General features: G+C 68.6%; 11 protein-coding genes. 4 read left to right on the top strand and 7 right to left on the bottom strand.

Annotated elements, in window-relative coordinates:
• Positions 1-222 precede the first annotated feature (222 nt).
• Positions 223-699: an RDD family protein gene (locus CEK65_RS17555; protein ID WP_152182524.1), complete on the top strand. Its 477-nt coding sequence runs from the start codon at positions 223-225 to the stop codon at positions 697-699.
• A 185-nt stretch (positions 700-884) separates the two neighbouring features.
• Here the strand turns inward: CEK65_RS17555 and CEK65_RS17560 are convergent, their stop codons facing one another.
• Genes CEK65_RS17560 through lptF form a run of 3 tightly spaced genes read right to left on the bottom strand, consistent with a single transcriptional unit; the run spans position 885 to position 3,405 of the window.
• Positions 885-1,214: a hypothetical protein gene (locus tag CEK65_RS17560; RefSeq protein ID WP_043093260.1), complete on the bottom strand. Its 330-nt coding sequence runs from the start codon at positions 1,212-1,214 to the stop codon at positions 885-887.
• A gap of 2 nt (positions 1,215-1,216) precedes the next feature.
• Complete coding sequence (gene lptG, locus CEK65_RS17565) at positions 1,217-2,323, bottom strand: LPS export ABC transporter permease LptG (RefSeq protein ID WP_017916644.1); 1,107 nt, start codon at positions 2,321-2,323, stop codon at positions 1,217-1,219.
• Positions 2,320-3,405: an LPS export ABC transporter permease LptF gene (gene lptF, locus CEK65_RS17570; protein WP_152182525.1), complete on the bottom strand. Its 1,086-nt coding sequence runs from the start codon at positions 3,403-3,405 to the stop codon at positions 2,320-2,322. Before lptF ends, lptG begins: the two co-directional genes overlap by 4 nt.
• Before the next feature lie 107 nt (positions 3,406-3,512).
• Here lptF and CEK65_RS17575 point away from each other — a divergent pair, with 107 nt between their 5' ends.
• The 3 genes from CEK65_RS17575 (at position 3,513) to CEK65_RS17585 (ending at position 8,646) form a co-directional block, all read left to right on the top strand.
• Positions 3,513-4,994, top strand: a complete 1,482-nt coding sequence (locus CEK65_RS17575; RefSeq protein ID WP_152182526.1) for a leucyl aminopeptidase — start codon at positions 3,513-3,515, stop codon at positions 4,992-4,994.
• 111 nt (positions 4,995-5,105) lie between these two features.
• Positions 5,106-5,531, top strand: a complete 426-nt coding sequence (locus CEK65_RS17580) for a DNA polymerase III subunit chi (RefSeq protein ID WP_026144777.1) — start codon at positions 5,106-5,108, stop codon at positions 5,529-5,531.
• Between the two features lie 115 nt (positions 5,532-5,646).
• Positions 5,647-8,646, top strand: a complete 3,000-nt coding sequence (locus CEK65_RS17585) for a valine--tRNA ligase (RefSeq protein ID WP_152182527.1) — start codon at positions 5,647-5,649, stop codon at positions 8,644-8,646.
• A gap of 447 nt (positions 8,647-9,093) precedes the next feature.
• Here the strand turns inward: CEK65_RS17585 and CEK65_RS17590 are convergent, their stop codons facing one another.
• From CEK65_RS17590 to pssA, 4 genes are all read right to left on the bottom strand, one after another.
• Positions 9,094-10,248 carry a pectate lyase gene (locus CEK65_RS17590; RefSeq protein ID WP_152182528.1) on the bottom strand — a complete coding sequence of 385 codons (1,155 nt, stop codon included), beginning with the start codon at positions 10,246-10,248 and terminating at the stop codon, positions 9,094-9,096.
• A gap of 616 nt (positions 10,249-10,864) precedes the next feature.
• Positions 10,865-11,353: a ribosomal protein S18-alanine N-acetyltransferase gene (gene rimI, locus CEK65_RS17595; protein WP_017907927.1), complete on the bottom strand. Its 489-nt coding sequence runs from the start codon at positions 11,351-11,353 to the stop codon at positions 10,865-10,867.
• Complete coding sequence (locus CEK65_RS17600) at positions 11,350-11,820, bottom strand: alanine acetyltransferase (RefSeq protein WP_193314827.1); 471 nt, start codon at positions 11,818-11,820, stop codon at positions 11,350-11,352. The genes rimI and CEK65_RS17600 overlap by 4 nt, the downstream gene beginning before the upstream one ends.
• Positions 11,821-11,834: 14 nt before the next feature.
• The gene (pssA, locus tag CEK65_RS17605) at positions 11,835-12,611 is read right to left on the bottom strand and encodes a CDP-diacylglycerol--serine O-phosphatidyltransferase (RefSeq protein ID WP_017913906.1); all 777 of its coding nucleotides are present in this window, start codon (positions 12,609-12,611) and stop codon (positions 11,835-11,837) included.
• Positions 12,612-12,625: the final 14 nt, after the last annotated feature.

The following is a 12,625-nucleotide window of genomic DNA, read 5'->3' on the forward strand; positions in this document are numbered from 1 at the left end:
TGGGGGATTGGGGATTGGGGATTGGGGATTGGGAATCGGGAATCGGGAATCGGGAATCGGGAATCGGGAATCGGGAATCGGGAATCGGGAATCGGGAAAGCCTAGCGGCTTTGCCGGGGGGCGCAAGGCCGATGTGGGCGGGACGAGCGCAGGGCTGCGCATGCCCGAGCCGCGCGCAACGCAGTCCACCGCAAAGCGTGCGACTGGCTCTAAGCTGTGCCGATGAGCGCACCGCCTCCCGCTTCCGCCCCCCGTCCACGCGCGCTGCTGCTGTGGCGGCTGCTGGCACTGTTCTACGACGCCTGGCCGGTGCTGGCGCTGTGGTTCTTGGTCTCGGCGCTGTTCACCCTCGGCTACACGCTGGAAGGCCATGCGCCGCGCGAGAACATCGCACCGTTCAGCGCCCTGCAGTGGCTGCTGTGGCTGTGCTGCTGGGTGGTGGCCGGCCTGTACGCGACGCTGAGCTGGCGTCGCGGCGGCCAGACCCTGGGCATGCGTCCATGGCGGCTGCGCCTACACGGCGCCGATGGCAACGCGCCAGGCTGGGGCGCGCTGTGGCGGCGCTATCTGGTCGGCACGGTATCGTTGCTGCTGGGCGGGCTGGGGTTCTGGTGGGCGCTTTTTGATCGCGAACGGTTGACATGGCATGACAGGGCCAGCGGTACCCGCTTGAGCCGCCAGCCCAAGGCCAAGCCCTGACCGCAGCACATGGCCGCGCGGCAGCGCGCCAACCGCTCCTGGCACATCGAGACCGCTGCGGCGCGGCATGACCGCGCCAGCGGCACTCGCCTGACCCGGCTACCGAAAACGAAGCCCTGACTGCACTGCCTGGGCGCGCGGCGGGGTGTGACCCACGTGGCGTGCGAAGACGGCGAGCATCGTCATTACCGATCCTGGTGCTTGCGCAGCGATTCGGCCTTGCGCGAGGCGAGCTTGGCGCCGATCCACCGCTCCAGGAATCGGCCAAGCCAATAGCTCGCCCACAGCATGCACAGGAGCAACAGCAACGGCACGACGGCCTGCGGCAACCGATCCAGCAGCGGCATCAGTCCGATTGTGGCCAGCGGAAGCAAGATGGGCAGGAACGGCAGTATCTTCACCAACGACCGGACATGGCCATCAAAATGCGGATTGCTCGCCAGCCACTGACAGCACGCCATCGTTGCCAGATACAGAACGCAGAACGCCAGCCCGGTCGTGCTCGGACGCCGCATCGCTAACTGCTGCGTTTGCGGAACAGCAACCAGGACACGGTGAGCATCACCAGCGGCGGCAAGGCGTAGGCGATGCGGTAGTCGAACTTCAGCGCGCCGGCCATGCGTCCGAAGAACAGCTGCAGCAGCCAGAACACCAGGGCGAACAGGATGCCGAGGAACAGGCGCTTGCCCATGCCGCCGCTGCGCAGCGCGCCGAACGCGAACGGGATCGCGGCGAAGCACAGCGCCAGCACGTTCAGCGGATAGAACCAGCGGCTCCAGTACTGGTCCTCGTAGTCGCGCGCGTCCAGGCCGTTGCGGCGGCGGTACTCGATGCTGGTGTGCAGGTCGCGCGCCGACAGGTTGCGCGGCTTGGCCAGGCCCGAGGCCAGCGCCGCCGCGTCCAGCTGCGATTGCCACGGCAGGCTGTCGAACTTCTCGCGCTGCACCGAGCGTTCGGCGAAGGTGTCGCGGTAGGCCTGCTTGAGCGTCCAGCCGTTGTGCCGGTGCTCGGCGATGGCGGCATGGGTCAGCGACGCCAGCCGGCCGCTCTCGTCCAGCGTGTACAGGCGCACGTCGCGCAGCTCCAGCCAGGTGCCGCCGCCGTCCTCCAGGTGCTCTTCGCCGGCCTGGGCATTGAGGAAGGTGTTGCCCTCGCGCGCCCACAGCCCGGAATAGCGCGCCATGCTCATGTCGCCGTTGTACTTGGCGTTGGCCTTGATCGCGTCGGCCTGGTTCTGCGCCCATGGCGCCAGGGTCTCGCCGTTGACCACCATGACCACGGTCAGCACGGCCATGGTCGAGGCCGCGGCCAGGCTCAGCCGACGCCGCGACAGACCCAGCGCGCGCAGCGCGGTCAGTTCGGAGGTGGCCGCAAGCTGGCCCAGGCCCATCAGCACGCCGATCACCGCGCCGGTGGGGAACAGGGTGTAGGCGCGGCGCGGCACCGTGTAGGCCACGAACGCGGCGGCATGGCCCAGGCTGTAGCTGCCGGTGCCGATGACCTTGAACTCGTTGGACAGGGCCATGATCACGTCCAGGCCCAGCAGCACCGCCCAGGTCAGCAGCACCGTGCCGAGCACGGCGCGGCCCACGTACACATCGTGCAGGTTCGGACGCAGCCTCATGCCGGCTGCCTCCGCGGCCGCGACAGCCGGCCATCGCGCAGGTACATCCACACCGCCAGCGTCAGCAACGGCAGGGTCAGCCACCACAGGCCGAGCGCGCGCGGCAGCTTCTCGGTGCTCAGCCACTGGGTGCCGAGGAACATCAGGTTGGTGCCGACCAGGTAGGCCAGGAACGCCAGCATGATCCGGCCATAGCGCTGCTGCCGCGGCGAGCTGCGCGACAGCGGCAGGGTCAGCAGCGCGAAGGCCAGCGCCAGCAGCGGCGGCGCCAGGCGCGCATGCAGCTGCGCATTGGCCTGCGGGCGCGGATCGCCGATCAGCTTGGCGGTGGGCAGCAGTTCGGGGTCATCGTCCTTGAGCGCGGCGTTGCGGTCGGGCAGCGCCACGTCGTTGCTGACGAAGCGCATCATCCGGTAGTCCAGCCCGTCGCCGGCCAGCGGCCCCTCGACCCGGTAGCCGTCCTCCAGGCGCAGGTAGCGGTCGGCCTTGCCCTCGAAGAACATGGCGCCGCGCTGCGCGGTGACCACGTCCAGGCGGCCGTCCTTCTGCCGCTGCATGAACACCTTGCTGAGCTTGGTGCCGTCCCCGGACAGGGTGCTGATGTAGACGATGCCGCCGTCGGACAGCGGGGTGAAGCGCCCCGCCTCCAGCCCGGCCATCAGCAGGCTGTGGTTGGCCTCGTCGATCAGCCGGTCGGAGGTACGGTCGGCCCAGGGGCCCAGCCACAGCGAGCACATGCCGACCAGGGTCACCACCGGGATCACCAGCATCAGGATCGGCCGCAGCAGGCGCCGCGGGCCCACGCCGATGGCGGTGATCACCGCCATTTCCGAGTCGCGGTACAGCCGCGCCAGCGCCAGCAGCAGGCCCAGCATCAGCGCCAGCGGCAGGATCAGCGGCAGGTACACCACGAACTGCAGGCCCAGCTGTGAAAACAACAACTTGGCCGGGATGCGGCCATCGGCGATGTTGCCCAGGATGTCCACCAGCACACCACCGACGCTGACCACCAGCAGCACGATCAGGGTGGCCGAGAAGCTCTGGACGAAATCGCGCAGCAGGTATCGATCGAGCTTCGGCATGGGGGTGGGTTGATTTAAACTCTCGGATTCGTTCGCGGCTGCCCCAGCCTATCCGACTGGGGGTAAAGAGTCCGCGATTGTACGGATTTGCCAACGGAATCTGATCAATGGCCCTGGAATTCACCCTGAACCACGACGCCCCGGCCACCGCGGCGTGCGACTGCATCGTCGTCGGCGTGTTCGCCGACAAGCGCCTGTCCCCGGCCGCCCAGGCCCTGGACGCGGCCAGCGGCGGACGCCTGACCGCGCTGGCCGAGCGCGGCGACGTCAGCGGCAAGACCGGCGCCACCGCCCTGCTCCACGACCTGCCCGGCGTGCAGGCGCCGCGCGTGCTGACGGTGGGCCTGGGCGACGCCGCCAAGTTCGGCGTGCCGCAGTACCTGAAGGCGGTCGGCGACGCCGCGCGCGCCCTCAAGAGCGGGCCGGCGGCCAGCGCGCTGCTGACCCTGAGCGAGCTGGAGGTCAAGGGCCGCGACCAGGCCTGGGCGATCCGCCAGGCGGTGATCGCCAGCGACCACGCCTGCTACCGCTACACCGCCACCCTCGGCAAGAAGAAGCCCGACGACAGCGGCCTCGCCCGCCTGGCCGTGCACGGCGACGACGCCACCGCGCTGGCCCAGGGCGAGGCGATCGCCGCCGGCGTGAAATTCGCCCGCGAACTGGGCAACCTGCCGCCGAACCTGTGCACCCCGGCCTACCTGGCCGAGACCGCCGCCGCCTTCGCCCGGGGCGTGGACGGCGCCGAGGCCGAGATCCTCGACGAGACGCAGATGCAGGAACTGGGCATGGGCTCGCTGCTGGCGGTGGCGCGCGGCTCGGCCAACCGCCCGCGCCTGCTGGTGCTGAAGTGGCATGGTGGCGGCGACGCCCAGCCCTACGTGCTGGTCGGCAAGGGCATCACCTTCGACACCGGCGGCGTCAACCTGAAGACCCAGGGCGGCATCGAGGAGATGAAATACGACATGTGCGGTGGCGCCAACGTCATCGGCACCTTCGTCGCCGCCGCGACCGCGCGCCTGCCGCTGAACCTGGTGGTGGTGGTGCCGGCGGTGGAGAACGCGATCGACGGCAACGCCTATCGCCCGTCGGACGTGATCACCAGCATGTCCGGCAAGACCATCGAGGTCGGCAACACCGACGCCGAGGGCCGCCTGATCCTGTGCGATGCGCTGACCTACGCCGAACGCTTCAAGCCGGCGGCGCTGATCGACGTGGCCACCCTCACCGGCGCGTGCATGGTCGCCCTCGGCCACCAGACCGCCGGCCTGATGAGCAAGCACGACGACCTGGCCGCCGAACTGCTGGCCGCCGGCGAGCACGTGTTCGACCGCGCCTGGCGCCTGCCGCTGTGGGACGAGTACCAGGGCCTGCTGGATTCCAGCTTCGCCGACGTCTACAACATCGGCGGCCGCTGGGCTGGCGCGATCACCGCCGGCTGCTTCCTGTCGCGCTTCACCGAAGGCCAGCGCTGGGCGCACCTGGACATCGCCGGCGTCGCCAGCGACGAAGGCAAGCGCGGCATGGCCACCGGCCGCCCGGTGGGCTTGCTGTCGCAGTGGTTGCTCGACCGCGTTGCGGCCGGGAATTGAGAACCGGGAATCGGGAATCGTGAAAAGCGCCCTGTCTGACCCAACCGGAGGCGGCGCACGCGCCGCCACCCGCTGTTCCCACTCCCTATTCCCCATTCCCCACTCCCAGCCCTGATGCGCGCCGACTTCTACCTGATCGCCAAGCCGCGGTTCCTCAACGAACCGCTGCGGCTGGTGTGCGAACTGGCGCGCAAGGCCAACGACGCCAACCTGTGGACGCTGGTGCTGGCGCGCGACATGGCCCAGGCCGAGGAACTGGACGAGCTGTTGTGGGCGTTCGATGCCGACGCCTACATCCCGCACCAGATCGCCGACGCCGATGCCGACGAGGAAGAGGCGCAGGTGCTGATCGTCCCGCCCGGCGTCGACGCGCCGCAGCGGCCGCTGGTGATCAACCTGCGCGATGCGCCCTACCTCGGCGCCTGCGACCGCGTCCTCGAAGTGGTGCCGGCCGACCCATCCGCGCGCGACCCGCTGCGCGAGCGCTGGAAGCAGTACAAGGCCCAGGGCTACGCGGTCAGCAAGCACGATATGTGATGAAGCGGAGAATCGGGAATGGAGAATCGGGAATCGTTTCTCCAAGCGCCGCATTGAGGCGGTCCCTGCTCTGCGCTCCATCGATTCCCCATTCCCGATTCCCGATTCCCAGCCCATGACCACCCTCGCCTCCAGCTACGATCCCACCTCCTTCGAATCGCGCCTGTACGCGCAATGGGAAGCGTCCGGTTACTTCGCGCCGTCCGGGAAAGGCGCGCCGTACACGGTGCTGCTGCCGCCGCCGAACGTGACCGGCACGCTGCACATGGGCCACGCCTTCCAGCAGACGCTGATGGATGCACTGGTGCGCTACCACCGCATGCGCGGCTTCGACACGCTGTGGCAGGTCGGCAGCGACCACGCCGGCATCGCCACCGAGATGGTGGTGTCGCGCAACCTGACCCTGGAAGGCAAGGGCGAGACCCGCGATTCGCTGGGCCGCGACGGCTTCATCGCCAAGGTCTGGGAGTGGAAGCAGCACTCCGGCGACACCATCGAGCGGCAGATGCGCCGCCTCGGCACCTCGGCCGACTGGTCGCGCAGCACCTTCACCATGGATCCGCAGCCGTCGGCGGCGGTGATCGAGGCCTTCGTGCGCTGGCACGAACAGGGCCTGATCTACCGCGGCCAGCGCCTGGTCAACTGGGACCCGGTGCTGAAGACCGCGATCTCCGACCTGGAAGTGGAGAACGTCGAGGAAGACGGCTTCCTGTGGTCGATCGCCTACACACTGGACGACGGCGCCAGCTACGAACACGTCGAGCACGACGCCGACGGCAACGAGACCCTGCGCGAGACCCGCGACTACCTGGTGGTCGCCACCACCCGCCCGGAAACCCTGCTCGGCGATACCGCGGTGATGGTGCACCCGGAGGATGCGCGCTACGCGCACCTGATCGGCAAGACGGTGACGCTGCCGCTGACCGGCCGCCGCGTGCCGGTGATCGGCGACGACTACGTCGATCGCGCGTTCGGCACCGGCGTGGTCAAGGTGACGCCGGCGCACGACTTCAACGACTACCAGGTCGGCGTGCGGCATGGGTTGCCGATGATCAACATCCTGACCAAGGACGCAAAGATCATCGGTGCACCAGAGAGCCATGCAGAAATCAGCGCCGAGCTGTCGAAAAACGATCCGTCCGGTAGCGGCGTGCTCATCCCCGATGACCTCTTCAGCCCCGAACGTATTCCAGCCAAGTACCGCGGTCTGGACCGCTTCGACGCGCGCAAGGCCGTGCTGGCCGACCTCGAAGACCTCGGCATCCTGGTCGAGACCAAGCCGCACAAGCTGCAGGTGCCGCGCGGCGACCGCACCGGCCAAGTGATCGAGCCGTACCTCACCGACCAGTGGTTCGTGAAGATGGACGCGCTGGCCAAGCGTGGCCTGGAGCTGGTCGAGTCCGGGCAGATCCAGTTCGTGCCGCCGAACTGGATCAACACCTACCGCCACTGGATGGAGAACATCCAGGACTGGTGCATCAGCCGCCAGCTGTGGTGGGGCCATCGCATTCCGGCCTGGTTCGACGACACGGGCAAGTACTACGTCGGCCGCGACGAGGCCGACGCGCGTGCCAAGGCCGGCCTCGGCGCCGACGTCGCCCTGCACCAGGACAGCGACGTGCTGGAAACCTGGTTCTCCTCGCAGCTGTGGCCGTTCTCGACCATGGGCTGGCCGGATCCGCAGGCGATGGCCGAGCGCGGCTTCGACCGCTACCTGCCGTCGAGCGTGCTGGTCACCGGCTTCGACATCATCTTCTTCTGGGTGGCGCGCATGATCATGGCCACCGACAGCTTCACCGGCAAGGTGCCGTTCCGCGACGTCTACATCACCGGCCTGATCCGCGACGGGCAAGGCCAGAAGATGTCCAAGTCCAAGGGCAACGTGCTCGATCCGCTGGACATCATCGACGGCATCGACATCGAGGCCCTGGTCGCCAAGCGCACCACCGGACTGATGAAGCCGCAGGACGCCCCCAAGATCGAGAAGGCCACCCGCAAGGAATTCCCGAACGGCATCATCGCCCACGGCGCCGACGCGCTGCGCTTCACCATCGCCGCGCTGGCCGGCCACGGCCGCGAGATCAAGTTCGACCTGGGCCGCGCCGAGGGCTACAAGAACTTCTGCAACAAGCTGTGGAATGCCAGCCGGTTCGTGCTGATGAACACGCGCCAGGAAGATGTGGACGCAGCGACCATCACGAACGCGTCGCCACGCGCCCAGGTGGCGAACCACGCGGACACCGCTTCGAATGCCGGTTCAGCCTCGCTTGCACCGGCCACCGATGCCGAGAAGTGGATCCTGCTGCGGTTGCAGGCGGTCACGGCCGAGGCGCAGGCGCAGTTCGCCGCGTACCGTTTCGACCTGCTGGCGCAGTGCCTGTACGAATTCGCCTGGAACGAGTTCTGCGACTGGTTCCTGGAACTGGCCAAGCCGGCGCTGAGCGGCGACGATGCGGCCGCCGCCGACAGCACCCGCCACACCCTGCTGCACGTGCTGGAAACCCTGCTGCGCCTGCTGCACCCGCTGACCCCGTTCCTCACCGAGGAGCTGTGGCAGCAGGTGGCGCCGCGCCTGGGCATCGCCGCACCGACCATCTCGCTGCAGCCCTATCCGGAGGCGGCGGCGATGGACGTGGCCGCCTACGCCGGCGCCGCGGCCGACGTGGAATGGCTGAAGGCGATGGTGTCGGCGCTGCGCCGCGTGCGCAGCGAACTGCAGGTGGCGCCGTCGCGGCAGGTGCCGCTGCTGCTGCAGGGCGGCCAGGCAGAAGACCGCGCGCGAATCGAACGTTTCGCCGCGCAGCTGCGCTTCCTGCTCAAGCTGGAGTCCATCCAGTGGCTGGACGACGGCGCGCCGTCGCCGGCCGCGGCCACCGCGATCGTCGGCGAACTGACGCTGCTGGTGCCGCTGGAAGGCCTGGTCGACCTGGATGCCGAACGCCTGCGCCTGGACAAGGAGATCGCCCGTGTCGCGTCCGAGAAGGACAAGAGCGAGGCCAAGCTGGGCAAGTTCACCGACAAGGTGCCGGCCGCAGTGATCGAACAGGAACGCCAGCGCCTGGCCGACTGGAGCGCGCAACTCGACGGTCTGCGCGCGCAGCGCGCCAAGCTGTAGCGCGAGCGATTGGGCCGCCTCCGCCCATCACGGCGGTGGCGGAGGCATCATCATGCAGTATCGCGCGTCTGACGGATGCGCGATGTGGGAGGGACTTCAGTCCCGACGCGCTGCACCATCAGACGGCAAGCAATGCTGTCTGTCGTGGCCGAAGCCGCTCCTGCAGCGGGTCTCCGTCGTTATTGGATCCGCTCTGGAGTCGTTCCCACAGAAATTCTCGGCGAGTTGTTTGGTGCACTGGTGGAAGGACCTAGCCCAGACCGCTATCGAAGCCGGTGGCGATCTGCACTTCGCTCGTCGCGACTGAAGTCGCTCCCTCAGGTGGCTCCCACAACGCACCTGCGACGAGCGCGGCCAACGTTGAAAGCCGCTCTGCGCCCGAGCACTGGCATTCCACGCAACACGCACACCGCCGCCCGGCCTTCCAGGCGGCGGCGCAGCGATCCCTCAGAGCTTCCCGGCGCCGGCCTTGGCCTTGACGTCCGCCGCCACCTTGTTCGCCGGCAACAGCGAATAGGTGTACGGCGGGGTCCAGCCGATGTTGTTGTTCCAGGAACAGGTCAGCGCCTGGCCGTTGAGCAGCGAGCCGAAATCGCGGTAGACGCTGCCGCCGTAGTCGGCCGCGATCTTGTCGCAGCTGCTCACGCCGCTGATGTCGAAGACGTTGTTCTCGGAGAAGATCTTCGATTCCTTGCCGACGCCGTGCGCGTAGGAGAACGGATACACCGAATTGCTGGTGCTGCCCACGTGGTAGTTGTTGTACAGGTGCACCTGGCCGAAGCGCACCCGCGGCGCGCGCGCGGAGATGTTCTCGAACAAGGTGTTGTGGATGGTCACCTTGAGCTTGCCACTGTCGGTGTTGGAGGCGCTGTCGCTGGAGCCGATCAGGTTGTTCTTCTCGTGCGACTTGAACACCGAGTACGACACGGTGACGTAGTTGGCGCCTTTCTTGATGTCCAGCGCGCCGTCGTGGTGCTGCTTGGGACGGCCGTTGGCGGTGCCGTTCTGGTCGTCGGTGCGGCGGCCGTCGGTGAAGGTCACGTGGTCCACCCACACGTTGCTGGCGCCCTCGATGGTCATGCCGTCGTATTCGGAGTTCCAGTTGCCGGCGCTGCCGTCGTTCGGATCCCACACCGGTTGCGGATCCCATGGATTCTCGATGGTCAGGTTGCGCACGATCACGTCGTTGGCCTTGACGTAGAAGTAGCCCTCGCGGATCTCGGCGTTGCTGCCGACGCCGATCAGCGTGGTCTTGGTGGGCACGTCCAGGCGCGCGCGGCTCTTCATGTCCGCGGTGGTGCTGTACGGCGTGCCTTCGCTGATGTCGATGATGCCGTTGACCTTGATGATGCGGCCGTTGCTGCCGGCACTGGCCTTCAGCGCGGCCTTCAGCTGTGCCGCGGTGCTGACGCTGTAGACGTCGGCCGCGGCGGCCTTGGAACCGCCCTTGGTACCGCCGTTCTGCGTGGCCCAGCCGGTGCTGGCGACCTCCAGGCTGGCGTCGGCATGGGCGGCGCCGGCCAGGCCGGCCAGGCACAGGGCCAGGCCGAACGTGCGCAGCGGCGAGCGTGGCGATGAAGCGATGAGGGACTGCGTGGTCATCCTGGAAACCTCGTGAGCGTGCGTGGTTTGGACGCAGGCGCGCGCGCTCCGCAGCAGCGGAATGCACGGCGACGCCTGCGCGATCGCTGTCCCCTCGGACAACTGCGGGTCATGCCTTCGTGGGAGGCAGGCGCCGAAGAGGCGCGCACTGTAGGCAGCGCGTGGCACGTGTAAAGAGGCGTTGGAGAAACGCGCGATCCAACCGCACAATGTGTGAACCACGTCGCACGAATCGCCTGCGCGCGCCAGGGCGACGCGGCACCATCGCTGCGGGACAACAACGCTGTCCCACCGACAGAAGGCGACATTGCGGAAGCCGCCTGCGACAGCGCAAAAACACCGAAAGCCGCAAACGGCAGGTGGCGGCCGCCGGGCCTCGCCCATCGACACGCAGCACGCAGGTGCGATTGCCACAACGAACACTGCCGGCACCATCGCAAACCGCCTGCAGCGGCATCGCCAGGATCAGGTTGCGGCGCGCATGCGGCACAGCGCCGCCGCGCCGGCCGGGAGTAGGCCGGTACCACCTACACCGGCGCTTGCGCCACCGCCTTCCGCATCCAGGCGGCAGCACTCGAACGAAACCGCACGCCGCCCGTGGCGGACGCGCAGAGGCTCAGGACATGCCGTCGAAGAACAGCTCGATCGCCATCACCAGCGCGTCCTCGCGGCCGTTGGCGGCCGGGTAGTAGCGCGGGCGCCGGCCGATCTCGTTGAAGCCTTCGCTGTGGTACAGGGCGATCGCATTGGGATTGGACGGCCGCACTTCCAGGAACACCCGGCGCGCGCCGAGATCGACGCCGTACTTGATCAGTGCGCGCAGCAGCAGCCGGCCGTAGCCGCGCGACTGCCGCTCGGGCGCCACGCAGACGTTGAGGATGTGCGCCTCGTCGGCGGCGACGCTGATCACGCCGTAGCCGACGATCGTGCCCTCCTCCACCAGCACCCAGCCCGGATAACCGGCCTGCAGGCAGTCGCGGAAGATGCCGCGGGTCCAGGGGAACGGATAGGCGCGGCGTTCGATCTCCATCACCGCGTCCAGATCGGCCTCGCGCAAGGCGCGCAGCGTGGCCGTGGGCGCCGATGCCGACCCCAGCGCGCTCATCGCGGCGCCCGCTTGCGCAGCGCGCGCAACTGCGGCCACAGCGCGCGTTTGGCCGCCGCATTGCCGCGCAGTTCGTCCAGCGGCCAGGTCGCCATCAGCGCCTGCGTGGCCGGATCGTTGGGATTGAGTCCGGAGGCGCGCAGCAGGGCGATCTGCAGACGGTCGGGCAGGCGCAGCCCGACCCGGCGCGCCCCTGCCGCGGGCGCCGCACGCACGGAATCCGGCTGCACCGCCGGTGCCGGTGGTGCCGGCGCTCGTCGCCGTTCTGTCACCTCGGTCGCCGGCATCTCGGCGGCATGGCCTCCACGCGAGGGTGCCGATCCCGGTGCCGACCGCTGCACCGGCGCCACCGGCTCCTCCTGCGGCGGCGGAACCGCGTCGACCACGGCCGCGGCATCCACATACACGGTGTGACCCAGCGCCTGCAGCCAGCCGACCTGTTCGGCCGACCACAACGGCGCATGCATGGACGCGGGCTCGCTCATGCCGCGTCCGGCACCTTGCGCCAACGCCGCCACAGCCACAGGCACGGCCCGGACAGCGCGTACAGCACGCCGATCGCCAGCAGCGCCCGGGCCAGGTCGATGACCAGCACTGCCAGCACGATCGGCGCCAGCACCAGCATCAGGAACGGCACCCGGTCGGTGCGCGGGCCCTTCTCGCCGCTGCCCTTGAAGCTCCAGAAGCGGATGCGGCTGACCATCAGCAGCGCCGCGGTCACGGTCAGGCCCAGCGCCACGTAGCGCAGCTGTTCGCCGTCCCAGCCCAGCGAGCCGTCGGCGAAGGACCACACGAAGGCCATCATCAGCCCGGCCGCGGCCGGACTGGCCAGGCCCACGAACCAGCGCTTGTCGACCGTGCCGACCTGGGTGTTGAAGCGGGCCAGGCGCAGCGCGGCGCAGGCCGCGTACAGGAACGCCGCCGACCAGCCGACCCGGCCCAGCATGCTGCCGTCGAACTTCAGCGCCGACAGCGACCAGTGGTACATCACCAGCGCCGGCGCCATGCCGAAGCTGACCAGGTCGGCCAGCGAGTCGTACTGCACGCCGAATTCGCTGCTGGTGCCGGTCAGCCGCGCCACGCGCCCGTCCAGCCCGTCCATCACCGCAGCCACGAACACCGCCACGCTGGCGTGCACGAACTGGCCGTTGGCGGCGGCGATGATGGCGTAGAAACCGGAGAACAGGCCGGCGGTGGTGAACAGGTTCGGCAGCAGGTAGATGGTGCGCGAACGGGGGGGCGGTCGGGATGGGTCCATCCCGCCAGTCTAAT

This window comes from Xanthomonas sp. LMG 12459 (assembly GCF_009192905.1).
Taxonomy (GTDB): Bacteria; Pseudomonadota; Gammaproteobacteria; order Xanthomonadales; family Xanthomonadaceae; genus Xanthomonas_A; species Xanthomonas_A sontii.